Genomic DNA, 13,753 nt, shown 5'->3' with positions numbered 1-13,753 from the left:
GCCTCGAGCCTCCAAGACCATCGAGTGAAAGCGGCAGAGACATAGCAGTTGGGGCGGGCAAGTCAATAAATGGCAAGCCAAATCCGGGCGGGCAATGGCAATTTTTGACATTTGATCGCTCGATTGTACAAATGACAAATCACCTATCGTCGGCATGTGTAAAACGCTCATCCACAGGATAGGCCGGTAGGCAAGTGACAGGATTTATTGACGGGCCGTCGGCGAGCTGCATATCCTTTTTAAATCGCAGGATCGGCGCGGCGTGCCGATTCGCGGATCCTGCGCGGGAATTGGGAAGGCATGATGCCCACAGGCAAAACCATGGAAGCAGCGCTCAACGAATTGAGACAGGCGATTTCGGGCCTCGAAAATGCCGTCGACATGCGCGTCGAGCGGCAGCGCGAGCAGGGCGAGATCGAGGGCGAGGTGCGGCGCGTGCACGCCGACCGTTCGCGGCTGGCGCAGGAGCTCGACCAGGCCGAATTCCGCGCAAACCGGCTTGAGGAAGTCAACCGCGAGGTATCGCGGCGGCTGGTGACGGCCATGGAAACGATCCGCGCGGTTCTGGATCGCTAGAACAGGATGATTTTAGGCCAAGTTGGCCCAAAATCTGAATCCTGTTCTCATTTAAGCGTTAAGCATGATGTCGTCCGAAAACCGCTCATACCTTTCGGCATCATGCTCTCGTAGAAAGAGTTTGGCATGGCGCAGGTGACGGTAACGATCGACGGCAAGGCCTATCGCATGGCCTGCGAGGAAGGGCAGGAGGATCACCTGACCGATCTGGCGACCAGTTTCGACCGCTATGTCGGCCATCTCAAGGGGCAGTTCGGGGAAATCGGCGATCTCAGGATCACCGTCATGGCCGGTATCATGATCATGGACGAGATTTCCGAGTTGACGCGCCGCGTCGCCGGGCTCGAATCCGAGCTCGAGTCGCTGCGCGGCAACCGCGACACGGTGCTTGCGGCCACCGCCCGCACCGAAGAAAATCTCGCGGCGGCGCTCAGCGAGGTTTCAAGCCGGATTCGCGGAATCACCGACAAGCTGAACGGACGGCCCCCCCCGAACTCAATGGATCTGAATTAAATAACGACTGCGTGCCGCCGCCACTGGCGCGCTGGCGCAAACGACCTTATATATCGCGATGCGGTCTGCGCCTCTCGACAGGAACCACAATCCCTGGGGCCATACTCGATCCAAAGGGAGCTGTCCCTGGCTAGGCCCGTGGGCCTGGACACACGGCGCCCACCTACGTTTGTAGGCACCCAGGATCGTAAACATCCATCGGTTGTCGTGGATCGCACCTTTCCCTTCCCTCCCCTTCGACGGCGCCGGACCGACCGGGCGAACGCGGTTTACGCGTCCGCCCTGTTCAGCGCGTCCGCTATTTTTTCAGACCTGGAAGGGTGATCTGGAAGACCTGGAACAACGTGTCGACATCGGCACCGCCGTCCGCTTTGTAAGCCGCACCGACTTGGAAACCATCCTGTGTCAAGAAGTCGTTGTCATTGGCGAGGAACAGGAAGTAGTCGTCCGGCAGGTTCGGGTCGAGAACGCTTGCAAGACCCATGGCTTCCCATTTTTCCGACAGGTTGTTCTTGTCGTTCGGCGCACCGTTGTGCAGGCCGAAGCGAGCAAGGTCGGCCTTGTTGTTGATGTCGATGAAGGGCGTCAGCGTCGCCGTCGTCAGCGAGGGATCGACGACGCCCTTCGGCGCGATCGGCTTGTCGGCATCGAAATCGCTGCCGGCGATATCGGTCGCATCGGAGAGGTCGACGATGTTGATCTTGCGGTAGAGCGAGGTGTCGCCCTTCAGGCCCTGGCCGTTGCCGCTGTCGCGGGCGAGCATCAGGAAGGTCTTGTCGGACAGGGCGACGATTTCGCTCTCGGCGGCGATCACCGTCTTGTCCTTGGCATCTTTGAAGACCGGCAGCGGCACAACATATTCATGCACCAGCTTCAGATGATCGGGATCGGCGGCGTCATAGATCATGGCGCGGGTATTCTGACGGGTCGAGCTGGAATCGCCGCCGTCCTGGCGGGTGGCCGACTGCAGCACTGATATGATGAACTTGCCGTCCGGCGTCATTGCCATGCCTTCGAGCCCCTGGTTGTTCTGGCGTCCGGTCTCCGGATCCTTCGGATCAGGAGCGGAGGCGCCGGGGCCGGGATTGTTGGAGGCGAAGCTCAGCGCGCCCTTGCGCATCGGCAAAAGCGCCTTCGGCGGCTGGGTCGCCGAGAGCAGGTGGCCGTCGGCTACGAAGCGGTAGATATAAGGGCCGTATTCGTCGCTGACGAACATGGTGCCGTCGGCCATGCGGATGATGGCTTCATTGTCGAGCGCGATCTTGCCGTTTACAGCCTGCGGCAGCGGCGGAAAATTGCCGGCAGCGACGCGCACGCCGGATTCCGGATCGAGACCGGTCATGTCAGCGCCCTTGTCATCGACAAAGAGCATGGAATCGACAAGCTTTGCGTCGACGCCGGACTGCTCCTTGCCGGCCTCGGGTGTTGCGCCCGGAGCAACCGGCGTGAGGCTGATCGCGATGGTGTTCAGGCGCGGGCGGTAGTCGACTGTGCCGGTGACATTGTAACCCCGGTCGGGCAGCAGGTAGAGCATGCCCTTGTAGCTGGCGCCGTCGCGGCTCCAGGCGGTTGGATCGATCGCCATGCCAGAGCCGGAACCGAAGGTCTCACCGAATTTGTCGCGTTGGTTGGCCGGGATGCGGCCGATGCTGACCAGGCCTTTGTTGATGAAGGTGAGGCCGCCGGCGGTGGCGGAATTCTCGGCCATTGCGACGGCCGGAACGGCGGCGGATGCGGCAAGAACCGCGGCGAACAGCCGCGATGCATATGGTCTGACGTTTTTCATGAAAATACCCTCTCGGTCAAAAGCGCTCTCGAAACGGCTTCCGCCGGCAGGCCGGACACCGCAGACGGTCTATGACGGGATCATGATATCTGGATGACGCTTTGCAGCGAAAAGGCCATGCCGAGAGAATGTCGGGCATCCGCGTGTCCGCATTCCAGTTTGCTGCTTACCCGGCCGGATAAGGCCCTTCGGCAAAGACCTCGTCGTGGTAGAATTTCGAGCCGACGTCCAGCGCCAAGGGGCTGCGCCATTCCCTGTTGTCGCGCAGGCAATCGAGTACGAGTTGGAAATCATATCGGGGCTGCCAGCCCAGTTCCCGCCTTGCGCGAGCGTTGACATAGACACGGTCGAGCGTCGGGGACATCGTCCACCCGCGTGATGCATAGAGAGCGCCTGCACCCGGAAACAGTCGTTCGACGACAAGAGACGCGTCGTGCCGGATCGCGACGAGATCGGTCGCCGAAAACGGCGTCGTGGCGGAGACGATGTAGCGGCCGAAGCCGATTGCCGGCGCCTTGTCGAGCGCCAGCAGATGGGCGCGGACCACATCGGCGATATCGACGCGGCGGTGAAGAAGCTCGTTGGCATGGGCATTCTCTGCCGAATAGCCGCCGCGAATGTGAGGATCGTCGTCGATTTCGGGAAAGAAGCGCGATGTCCTGAGAATGACGACCGGCAGGCCGGAGTTGCGGGCGAAGAATTCGCACAGACCTTCGGCGGCGAGTTTCGTCACGCCGTAGATGTTTTTCGCGACTGAAAGCATGTCCTCGGTCACCCATGCCGCCGGTTCGCCGGCGGCCGGCGTCAATGCCGCACCGAAGGCGCTGGTGGTGCTGGTGAAGACGAAGCTTGCAACGCCCGCGGCGACCGCCTCTTCGAGCAGGTTCAGCGTGCCGCCGACATTGGTGTCGAGGAAATCGCGATTGCCGTGGGTCGCCACATGCGGCTTGTGCAGTGTGGCGGCATGGACGACGTGGCGGATGTCCGACATCGCCTGCCGGATGAAAGCGCGATCAGCGATCGAGCCGACCACGTCGGTGGACGCTGAGGGTTTGATATCGATTCCGCGCGCCGTCCGGTCTTGCGCTCGCAGGCTGCGCATCAGCGCCTCGCCGAGATGGCCGGCGCTTCCCGTCACCAGTATCGTCATTGCATCCTCTCCTTCGGCGGCGGAGGCTATAAAGACTGACGTTTGCGGACAACGCATGATTTATGCATGAGCATGCAGGAAAGCTGCAGGCTCAGCCGATGCTCTGACAAGGGGCCGGGAAGCAAGCTGTTCGCCGGATCATTATTCCGTCTGGCCTTCGAGATCGCTCCTCAACCGGTCGAGGATCGATAGAGCGTGGCCGGCGTAAGCGCTGATCCAGCGGTCATGGATGTGCTTGATCGGCAGGCTGTTCAGGTGGTTCCAGCGTTCGCGGCCTTCCTTCCGGGCGATGACCAGATCGGCTTCCTCCAGCACTTTCAGATGCTGCATCACCGTGCAGCGGTCCATTTGCGGAAACATCTCGCAGAGCGTCCCTGTGGTGCGGGGGGCATCCTTGAGCAGGTCGAGGATTTCGCGGCGGCGATGATGCGCCAGCGCCTTGAAAACGGGGTCGTCGGTCGATTCGCTTGACATGTTATGGTTTTATAACATAATGGATCCGAGTACAATGGAATACGAGCATAATGGAGAAGAGGAGAAGTGCCATGTCTCTCGGAATCCGTGTTTCCGGCCGCATCGGCCGTCCCGTCGCAGAGGTATTTGACGCCGTCGTTAACCCAAAGAAGCTCAGCAGCTATTTCACCACGATCGGCGGGGCGAGCGCACCGCTCGTCAAGGGCACGACGGTGACCTGGTGGAAGGACGCCCAAGTGGAGGTGGTCGAACTCGTGCCGGAAAGCCGCATCGTGCTCCGCTGGGATGGCGGCACCGACGACGACAAGACGACCTATAAGACGTCGGTGGAGATGAATTTCAAGCCGCTGGAGGATGGCGGCACCTTGGTGACCATCGCCGAGACCGGCTGGCGCGAGGACGATGCCGGCCGGCGCGGCAGCTATCTAAACTGCGAGGGCTGGACTCAGATGCTCTGCTGCATGAAGGCTTTTATCGAATATGGCATCAATCTGCGCGAGGGCATGTTCCTCAGCGAAATGAAGGGAGAGCCGGCCAGCGCGCCGGATGTCTGACGAACCTCAAGGAGATCGGCGGCGCAATCGTCGCACTCGCCCATAGGGGCCAGACTTCGCTTGCCTGTCACACTGCGGGTGCTAATTTCCGGATTCGATACTTCATCTCGATTTCCAGGAGATTTTATTATGCAGCTTGGCATGGTTGGTTTGGGCCGCATGGGCAACTACATGGTCCAGCGGTTGATGCGGGGCGGTCACGAATGCGTCGTCTACGACGCCAGGCCGGAAAGCGTTGCCGAACTCGCGGGCCTCGGTGCGACCGGCAGCGCTTCGCTCGAAGAGTTCGTCTCGAAGCTCACCCATCCCAGGGCAATCTGGCTGATGCTGCCGGCGGCGATCGTCGACAAGGTGCTGGCGAGCCTGATGCCGCTGCTGCAGAACGGCGACATCGTCATCGACGGCGGCAACTCGTATTACCACGACGATATCCGCCGCGGCGCCGAACTTATCACCAAGGGCATCCACTATGTCGATGTCGGCACCAGCGGTGGCGTCTTCGGCCTGGAGCGCGGTTATTGCCTGATGATCGGTGGCGAAAAGGGCACCGTCCAGCATCTATCCCCAATCTTCGCGACGCTGGCGCCCGGCGCCGGCACGACGGAAGCCTCGCCGAACCGCACCGCCGAAGCGGCTGCGGCCAGCACCGCGGAACAGGGCTACCTGCATTGCGGCCCGCATGGAGCCGGTCATTTCGTCAAGATGGTGCATAACGGCATCGAATATGGCCTGATGGCCGCCTATGCCGAGGGTCTCAATATCCTGCAACACGCCAATATCGGCGCTGCCTCGCATGTGGCCGACGCGGAAACCGCGCCGCTTGCCCATCCCGAACATTTCCAATACGACTTCAACCTGCAGGATGTCGCCGAAGTCTGGCGCCGCGGCAGCGTCATCACCTCCTGGCTGCTCGATCTGACAGCCGATGCGCTGCATGCCGACCCCTCGCTGTCGAAATATGCCGGCCGCGTCTCCGACAGCGGCGAGGGCCGCTGGACGATCATGGCGGCAATCGACGAAAGCGTGCCGACACCGGTGCTGAGTGCTGCGCTCTACGGCCGCTTCTCCTCGCGCGACAACGACGAATTCGCCAACAAGGTGCTGTCGGCGATGCGGGCGGGCTTTGGTGGCCACGTGGAAAAGCCGGCCGCCAAATCGTGAAGTCAGGCGTCGTGCGCGCCCGTTTCGCATTGTGACCTGGTGTGGCGAGGGCGGCGGCCATAAAACTGCCGGCCTTTCCTCACGGTCTTCGCTTTCGCCCTCCTTGCTGCCGGCATCGGTCGCGGCTATTCCATTGCTATCGGGAGACGTCCGCCTCGCCTTGTGTCGGCGGCCGGCGCTCCATCGGAGGGCGGCAATGAAGCGTGACATGGCAGGGATATTCAGGGTCGCCCTATTCTGGACAATGGCGCTGTCGACGCTTGCTGCGGCAGTTTCCCCAGGAGCGGCGCAGAGCCCATCTTCGGTTCCTGCCGCAGCAGGTCCGCCGGCCGAAGTGCGTGAGATGATGGAGCTCATGCAGAAACCTGAAGTCAAGCAGTGGATGTCGAACCAGATGGCGACAGCACCTGCGGGCGGTTCCGCGGCTGCGGATCAGATGTCGGTGCTGTCAGGCCTATTGCAGCATGCCCGCCGGCACGTCTCGATGGTCTCCGATGCAGCGATGACGCTACCCTTTCAGATCGGCAATGCATCCTCGCTGTTCTTCGGTGAGATCGCCGCGAACGGCTGGTCGCGCATGGTGGCGCAGTTCCTGGCGATCTTCCTGCTCGGCGCTATTGTCGAGAGCATTGCCCGTTATGCCTTCCGCCGTCGCCGGCGTCGCCTGGCTGAGATGGCCGGCATGCATTTGGCGCCGCGCGTCATCCCGGCGTTGATCTTCGCGGCGGCAACGGTGCTTGCGCTTCTCAGCCTCGGCTGGCCACCGCTTAGCCAGAGCATCGCGATCGTCTGCGTCGTCGCGCTCATCGTGCAACGCTTCACGATCTGCCTCGGCGGCGTGCTGGTCGATCTCATCGGGCTGGCGCGGGCCGAAGAAGAACGACAGGGCATCACCGCCCCGACGATGCCGGGGCGTGCCGTTGCGCTCTTCTGGTACCGCCGTTGCGCGACCTTCGTCATCTATTTCATGCTTGGCTGGGCGGTGATCCAGTCGATGGAGCCGCTTGGCTATTCCGCGAGTGTGCGGCTCCTCGTCGGTTATATCCTCGGCATCGGCCTGCTGTTGATTGCGATCGAAGCGGTCTGGTCGCGGCCGCACAAGGATGAGAAGCGCGGTCACGGGACCTCCTGGGCGCTCATCGTTTATTTCCTGTTGCTCTGGAGCCTCTGGGTCGCAGGCTTCAATTGGCTGCTCTGGCTCGGCATCTATGTGCTGCTGCTGCCGCGCGTGCTTGCCGTCTCGACGATTGCGGTAAAATCGCTGCAGCAGACCGAAGCAAGCTTCCTGGCCACGCGCCGCATTGCGGCCGTGTTGCTCGACCGCGGTGTGCGGGCGCTGATCATTGCCATTGCCGCCATCTGGCTCGGGCGCATGCTCGGCGTCGGCGCCGATACGATGGCCGCCGGCGACACCATGGTCGACAAGATCGCGCGCGGCGTCATCGGCGGCATCGTCATCCTGCTTGCCGCCGATCTTCTCTGGCATGTCATAAAGGCCTATATCGACGGCAAGCTGCTCGATTCATCCGTGGATGGCGGAGCAACGGACGAAGAGAAGGCCAAACGCGCACGGATCCTGACGCTGCTGCCGATCTTCCGCAATATCCTTGCCGTCGTCATCGCCGTCATCGCCGCTTTGATGGTGCTCTCCGGCCTCGGCATCGAGATCGGGCCGTTGATAGCCGGCGCGGGCGTCGTCGGCGTCGCGGTCGGCTTCGGTGCGCAGACGATCGTCAAGGACGTCATCAGCGGCATGTTCTATCTCTGGGACGATGCCTTCCGTATCGGCGAATATATCGAAAGCGGCAGCCACAAGGGCGTGGTCGAGGCTTTCAGCCTGCGCTCGGTGAAGCTCAGACATCATCGCGGGCCGCTGACGACGGTGCCATTCGGCGAACTCGGCGCGGTGAAGAACCTCAACCGCGACTGGACGATCGACAAGATCAGCCTCAACGTCAAATACGACACCGATCTGGTCAAGGCGAAGAAGGTGATCAAGCAGATCGGCCAGACGCTGCTCGAAAATCCGGAATTCGGCCCTCATATCATCGAGACGCTGAAGATGAAGGGTGTCGAGCAGTTCGGCGAATTCGCGATCGAAATCCGGCTGTCGATGATGACGAAACCCGGCGAGCAATTCGTCATCCGCCGCAATGCGCTGGCGATGATCCGCAATGCCTTCAAGGAGAACGGCATCGAATTCGCCGTGCCGACGGTGCAGGTGGCGGGTGATCGCGATGCGGAGGTCGATGCTGCCGTCGCCCGCTACGCCGCCCATGCGCGGGCGAATGGCGAGCCGGCGGCATAGCCGCCTCACATTGCACCGGCGGCTGTAATCAACAGGCCGCCGATGATCGCCATGTTGGTTTTCCAGGTGTTGATCGCGCTATCGCGGGCCGTTCCCTGCATATCCCAGAAATTCAGCAGCATGATCGTGGCGGCAAGAGTGAAGAGGATGAGACCGAATGCCGCCGCCGTGACGAAGAGGCCCAGCATCAGCAGGAGGCCGGCAACGATCTGGAACATGCTGCCCGAGAGCAGCACCGATTTCGCAAGAGGGACGCCGCGGGCCTCGATCGCGTCGGTCAGCGGCACGATGACGAAAAAATGATGAATGCCGCCAGCGACATAGATGCCGCCCAGCAACAGACGGCCGAGGACGATCATCATCAGCGCCGGGCCATCATGCATATCGAACTGTTCTCCCGCATCTCAAATCTCCGGCAAGGGTCAAGCTCGCCCGAAGCTTACGAAAATGCAATGTGCCGTCACGCTCGCCTGCGCAAATTCGCCCCAATTGAGGGTGATGGAGGCCAAGGCGGCGGGGCTGGGGTAGCGGCGGCACGGCTTCATGGAGCTTATATGGCTGTCATGTTACGTCTTTCAAAAATGATTCCCGCCGAGCTGGCAATTGCAGCAGGATAAGAGATGTCGGGTCACGACAATTTGAAAGAGATGGAAGACGCGGACGGATTTTCTTTTCGCGGATTGTTCAGGCGTTACAGAACGCCGCTGACGGCAGCGGCGACACTCGTGGTCTTCTGCCTCGTCGGTTATGCGATCATGCAGCTCACCAACGAGGTGCGCTATGACGACGTTGTCGATGCGCTGGCGGCGACCAGACCGAGCGCTATCCTGCTTGCGTTGTTCTTCACGGCCCTAAGCTTCCTCTCGCTGATCTTCTACGATCTCAACGCGATAGAATATATCGGCAAAAAGCTGCCTTTCCCGCATGTGGCGCTGACGGCGTTCAGTGCCTATGCCGTCGGCAATACCGCGGGCTTCGGCGCGCTTTCCGGCGGCGCGATCCGCTATCGCGCCTATACGCGCCTGGGGCTTTCGCCCGAAGATATCGGCCGCATCATCGCCTTCGTCACACTCTCCTTCGGTCTCGGGCTTGCGGGGGTCGGGGCGATCGCCCTCATCATCATCGCCGATGAGATCGGTCCGCTCATCGGCGTCAGCCCCTTCCTGTTGCGGTTGGCCGCCGGTTCGATCGTCGCCATTCTGGGCGCAGTGATGATCATCGGCCGTGACGGGCGCGTGCTCGACCTCGGTCCCGTGGCAATCCGCCTGCCGGATTCGCGCACCTGGTCGCGGCAGTTCCTCGTCACCGCCTTCGATATCGCCGCTTCGGCGTCGGTGCTCTACGTGCTGCTGCCGCAGACGGCAATCGGCTGGCCGGTCTTCCTTGCCGTCTATGCGATCGCGGTCGGTCTCGGGGTGCTCAGCCACGTTCCGGCCGGGCTCGGCGTGTTCGAGACCGTGATTATCGCGTCACTCGGCAGCGCCGTGAACATCGATGCCGTGCTCGGATCGCTGGTACTTTACCGGCTGGTGTACCATGTGCTGCCGCTGCTGATCGCCGTGCTCGCGGTGTCGGCGACGGAGCTACGCCGTTTCGTCGATCATCCGGCCGCTTCCAGCGTGCGGCGCATCGGCGGAAGGCTGATGCCGCAGCTGCTGTCGGCTCTCGCCCTGCTGCTCGGCGTCATGCTGATCTTTTCGAGCGTCACGCCGACACCGGACCAGAACCTCGAATTCCTCTCCAACTATCTGCCGCTGCCGATGGTGGAAGGGGCGCATTTCCTTTCCAGCCTGCTGGGGCTTGCGCTCGTCGTTGCGGCGCGCGGCCTCGGCCAGCGGCTCGACGGCGCCTGGTGGGTCGCGGTGTTCTCCGCCCTTGCCGCACTGACCTTGTCGCTGCTGAAGGCGATCGCGCTGGTCGAAGCCGCGTTTCTCGCCTTCCTCATCTTCGGGCTCTTCGTCAGCCGGCGGCTTTTTACCCGCCATGCCTCGCTGCTCAACCAGGCGCTGACGGCGTCCTGGCTGATGGCGATTGCCGTCATTGTCGTCGGCGCCGTCGTCATTCTGCTCTTCGTCTATCGCGATGTCGAATACAGCAACCAGCTCTGGTGGCAGTTCGAATTCACTGCCGAAGCGCCGCGCGGACTGCGCGCTGTTCTCGGTATCACCATCATCTCGTCGGCGATCGCCGTCTTCAGCCTGCTTCGGCCGGCGACCTTCCGGCCGGAACCGGCGACGGAGGAGGCGCTAGAGCGTGCCGTCGAGATTGTCGCCAAGCAGGGCAATGCCGACGCCAATCTGGTGCGCATGGGCGACAAGAGCATCATGTTCTCGGAAAAGGGTGACGCCTTCATCATGTATGGTCGGCAGGGCCGGTCCTGGATCGCGCTGTTCGACCCGGTCGGCGAACATCGCGCCGTGCAGGAGCTCGTCTGGCGTTTCGTCGAAGCGGCGCGCGCCGCCGGCTGCCGGGCCGTGTTCTATCAGATTTCGCCGTCGCTGCTTTCTCCTTGCGCCGATGCCGGCCTTCGCGCCTTCAAGCTCGGCGAACTGGCAGTGACCGATCTGAGGGCCTTCGAGATGAAGGGCGGCAAATGGGCGAACCTTCGCCAGACAGCAAGTCGTGCCCAGCGCGACGGGCTGGAATTTGCCGTCGTCGTCCCTGAGGATGTGCCCTCGGTCATCGATGACCTCTCCGCCGTTTCCACGGCCTGGCTCGAGCATCACAACGCCAAGGAAAAGGGCTTTTCGCTCGGCGCCTTCGATCCTGACTACGTCTCCTCCCAACCGGTCGGCATCCTGAAAAAGGACGGCATGATCGTCGCTTTCGCCAATATCCTCGTGACCGAATCCAGGCAGGAAGGCACGATCGATCTCATGCGCTTCTCGCCGGATGCGCCGAAGGGCTCGATGGACTTTCTCTTCGTGCAGATCATGGAATATCTGCGCGGCGAGGGTTTCACCCACTTCAATCTTGGCATGGCGCCCCTTTCGGGCATGTCGAAACGCGAGGCGGCGCCTGTCTGGGACCGCATCGGCAGCACCGTCTTCGAACATGGCGAGCGCTTCTACAACTTCAAAGGCCTTCGGGCATTCAAATCAAAGTTTCATCCGCACTGGCAACCGCGCTATCTTGCGGTCTCTGGAGGGGGCAATCCGATGATCGCGTTGATGGACGCGACATTTCTGATCGGGGGCGGATTGAAAGGGGTAGTGAGAAAATGATCAGGACATTCCTTCTTGCCGCAGCATGCGCCTGCATGCTCGCGGCCGCACCAGCTGACGCCGCCGAGGAGACCACGCAGAGCTTTGAAACCGGGCTCATCCCGTCACCGCACATCTTCCTTCCGGAAGGGGAGGTAAAGGGCACGGTGATGCTGATCTCGGATGCCGCCGGTTGGGGCGACTATGAGAAGGCGGAGGCCGACAGGCTGGTCGCCGAAGGCGCCGTCGTCATCGGCGTCGACTTTCCCTCCTATATCCAGGCGCTCAGCCAATATGACGTCAGCCTCAACGATGGCTGCGTCTACATGGTTTCGGACATCGAATCTCTGAGCCAGCAGGTCCAGCGCGCGACCGGCAACAATGCCTACCACCTGCCGATCGTCGCCGGCATCGGCGAGGGCGGGGCCTTAGCGCTGGCGATTGCCGCGCAGACACCGGATGCGACGATCGGCCAGACACTTGCCGTCGATCCGGTCGCCGGCATTCCGCTTGCCAAAGAGCTTTGCACGCCGGCTTCCAAGAAGGTCGTCGGCCAGCGTATCATGTATGGCCTCAGCGACGGTGCCCTGCCGGATCCGATCGTCACCGTCTTCACGCCCAATGCCGCCAAGGATGGCAAGGCGCATGCCGAAGCGCTGAAGAGGGTCCATGCCGCGATCGAGATCCGCGATTCCACCGACGATGCGCAGACGGTGTTTGCCGATACGCTCGACGATCTCGTCACCGCTTCCGGCGCCTTCGGTAATCCGCTCGGCCTGCCGCTTGCGGTCCTTGAGGCGACCCCCGCCCTCGATACGATGGCGGTGATCTATTCGGGCGACGGCGGCTGGCGCGACATCGACAAGGAGGTCGGCGGCACGCTGCAGAAGGAAGGCATTCCGGTCGTCGGCGTCGATTCGCTTCACTATTTCTGGTCGGAACGCAAGCCGGATGAGACCGCCGCCGATCTTTCGAAGATCATCGATTTCTACCGCAAGCAGTGGAAGGTGAAGCATGTGCTGCTCGTCGGATATTCCTTCGGCGCCGATGTCGTGCCGGCGACCTACCAGCTTCTCAAGCCAGCTGAAAAATCGGCGGTGGCGCAATTATCGCTGCTGTCGCTCTCGCACCAGGTCGACTACGTCATCTCCGTTCTCGGCTGGCTTGGCCAGAAAACGGATGGTGCCGGAGGCGATCCCGTCAGCGATCTGAAGAACGTCGATCCAAAGCTCGTGCAATGCATCTACGGCAAGGACGACGATGACGATGTCGCCTGTCCGGCATTGAAGGATAGCGGCGCCGAGGTCATCGAACTGCCCGGCGACCACCATTTCGACGAGAATTACGACCTTCTTACCAAGACGATCATCGACGGTCTGAAAAGACGCCTGCAGGATTAACGCATCAGCTTCGCTTCGCTCCAGCCAAGTTCGGCGAGTTCCTCGCCGCGAAACCGCGCATCGTCGGCGACGATGAATTCGTCGAGCTGTGGCGGAGCAACGCTGGTGCCGGAGAGCATCGCATGCACCTGGCCGCGATGATGCGTCTGGTGCTGGAAGAGGTGAGCGAGCACGTCTTCCATCCGCTCTTCCTGGATGCGGGCGCCGCGATGGAGGCTGATGGTCGAGGTGAGCCTCTCCGGCGTCAGAGCCTCGCAAAGTGCGGTGAGGCGCTGATCAACCTTGGCCTGCGCTTCGGTCAACGATGAAACGTCATCGAAGGGTTCATCGACCTCGAAGGCCTGGTAGCCGAGCGTGCCGCCTTCCAGTCCGTCGACATAGAACCAGTCGACCGTGATATTGTGGTTCAAGGTTTCCTTGATCGAGGGGAAGAAGCTTGTGCGCGGCGCTTCGAATTCGCCGGGCTTCAGTGCCGCGCAGGTCTGAAGCAGACGGTGGTTGGCAAGGGCGTTGTTATAGCCAAGTTTGCGGAATGCCCTGACGGGATCGAAGGTCGGCATCGGCAGCTTTCCTCTTCAAGTGCTTCTAGAACAGGATGGTTATAGGCCCGGTCGGCCTAAAATGATCC

12 protein-coding genes and 1 other RNA gene are annotated in these 13,753 nt (G+C 61.7%); 8 read left to right on the top strand and 5 right to left on the bottom strand.

Translation table 11 applies throughout. The features are described 5' to 3' along the window. Positions 1 to 300 precede the first annotated feature (300 nt). From J3O30_RS18655 to ssrS, 3 genes are all read left to right on the top strand, one after another. Positions 301 to 576 carry a DUF4164 domain-containing protein gene (locus tag J3O30_RS18655; RefSeq protein ID WP_037078920.1) on the top strand — a complete coding sequence of 92 codons (276 nt, stop codon included), beginning with the start codon at positions 301 to 303 and terminating at the stop codon, positions 574 to 576. Positions 577 to 702: 126 nt separating this feature from the next. Next, a complete protein-coding gene (locus tag J3O30_RS18650) occupies positions 703 to 1,089 on the top strand; it encodes a cell division protein ZapA (protein ID WP_207581695.1) in 387 nt (128 codons plus the stop codon). Positions 1,090 to 1,148: 59 nt separating this feature from the next. Beyond that, positions 1,149 to 1,307, top strand: a non-coding RNA gene (ssrS, locus tag J3O30_RS18645) — 6S RNA. An 80-nt stretch (positions 1,308 to 1,387) separates the two neighbouring features. Here ssrS and J3O30_RS18640 read toward each other — a convergent pair. From J3O30_RS18640 to J3O30_RS18630, 3 genes are all read right to left on the bottom strand, one after another. Next, a complete protein-coding gene (locus J3O30_RS18640) occupies positions 1,388 to 2,875 on the bottom strand; it encodes an esterase-like activity of phytase family protein (protein WP_207581694.1) in 1,488 nt (495 codons plus the stop codon). A gap of 166 nt (positions 2,876 to 3,041) precedes the next feature. After that, the gene (locus J3O30_RS18635; RefSeq protein WP_207581693.1) at positions 3,042 to 4,025 is read right to left on the bottom strand and encodes an NAD(P)-dependent oxidoreductase; all 984 of its coding nucleotides are present in this window, start codon (positions 4,023 to 4,025) and stop codon (positions 3,042 to 3,044) included. Between the two features lie 141 nt (positions 4,026 to 4,166). Further along, positions 4,167 to 4,499: a metalloregulator ArsR/SmtB family transcription factor gene (locus J3O30_RS18630; protein WP_207581692.1), complete on the bottom strand. Its 333-nt coding sequence runs from the start codon at positions 4,497 to 4,499 to the stop codon at positions 4,167 to 4,169. Positions 4,500 to 4,570: 71 nt separating this feature from the next. Between J3O30_RS18630 and J3O30_RS18625 the strand changes: the two genes are divergently transcribed. The 3 genes from J3O30_RS18625 (at position 4,571) to J3O30_RS18615 (ending at position 8,522) form a co-directional block, all read left to right on the top strand. Next, on the top strand, positions 4,571 to 5,053 hold the full coding sequence (locus J3O30_RS18625; protein ID WP_207581691.1) for an SRPBCC domain-containing protein: 483 nt from the start codon (positions 4,571 to 4,573) through the stop codon (positions 5,051 to 5,053). Between the two features lie 129 nt (positions 5,054 to 5,182). Beyond that, positions 5,183 to 6,214 (top strand): phosphogluconate dehydrogenase (NAD(+)-dependent, decarboxylating), encoded by a 1,032-nt coding sequence (gene gnd, locus J3O30_RS18620; RefSeq protein ID WP_207581690.1) that lies wholly within the window; start codon positions 5,183 to 5,185, stop codon positions 6,212 to 6,214. Positions 6,215 to 6,410: 196 nt separating this feature from the next. After that, complete coding sequence (locus J3O30_RS18615; RefSeq protein WP_207581689.1) at positions 6,411 to 8,522, top strand: mechanosensitive ion channel family protein; 2,112 nt, start codon at positions 6,411 to 6,413, stop codon at positions 8,520 to 8,522. Positions 8,523 to 8,527: 5 nt separating this feature from the next. On the opposite strand, the gene J3O30_RS18610 is transcribed toward J3O30_RS18615, so the two are convergent. Beyond that, complete coding sequence (locus J3O30_RS18610) at positions 8,528 to 8,905, bottom strand: DoxX family protein (RefSeq protein WP_207581688.1); 378 nt, start codon at positions 8,903 to 8,905, stop codon at positions 8,528 to 8,530. A gap of 237 nt (positions 8,906 to 9,142) precedes the next feature. On the opposite strand from J3O30_RS18610, the gene mprF reads away from it, so the two are divergent. Both mprF and J3O30_RS18600 read left to right on the top strand, forming a co-directional pair. After that, positions 9,143 to 11,746, top strand: a complete 2,604-nt coding sequence (gene mprF, locus J3O30_RS18605; protein WP_207581687.1) for a bifunctional lysylphosphatidylglycerol flippase/synthetase MprF — start codon at positions 9,143 to 9,145, stop codon at positions 11,744 to 11,746. Continuing rightward, positions 11,743 to 13,125: an AcvB/VirJ family lysyl-phosphatidylglycerol hydrolase gene (locus tag J3O30_RS18600; RefSeq protein ID WP_207581686.1), complete on the top strand. Its 1,383-nt coding sequence runs from the start codon at positions 11,743 to 11,745 to the stop codon at positions 13,123 to 13,125. Before mprF ends, J3O30_RS18600 begins: the two co-directional genes overlap by 4 nt. On the opposite strand, the gene J3O30_RS18595 is transcribed toward J3O30_RS18600, so the two are convergent. Beyond that, the gene (locus tag J3O30_RS18595; RefSeq protein ID WP_207581685.1) at positions 13,122 to 13,685 is read right to left on the bottom strand and encodes a DinB family protein; all 564 of its coding nucleotides are present in this window, start codon (positions 13,683 to 13,685) and stop codon (positions 13,122 to 13,124) included. The two genes, J3O30_RS18600 and J3O30_RS18595, sit on opposite strands and share 4 nt — an antisense overlap. Between the last annotated feature and the right edge of the window lie 68 nt (positions 13,686 to 13,753).

The sequence above is a fragment of the Rhizobium sp. NZLR1 genome, from assembly GCF_017357385.1.
Taxonomy (GTDB): domain Bacteria; phylum Pseudomonadota; class Alphaproteobacteria; order Rhizobiales; family Rhizobiaceae; genus Rhizobium.
The sequence above is the reverse complement of the archived record's forward strand: the minus strand, read 5'-3'. Positions and strand labels throughout refer to the sequence as shown.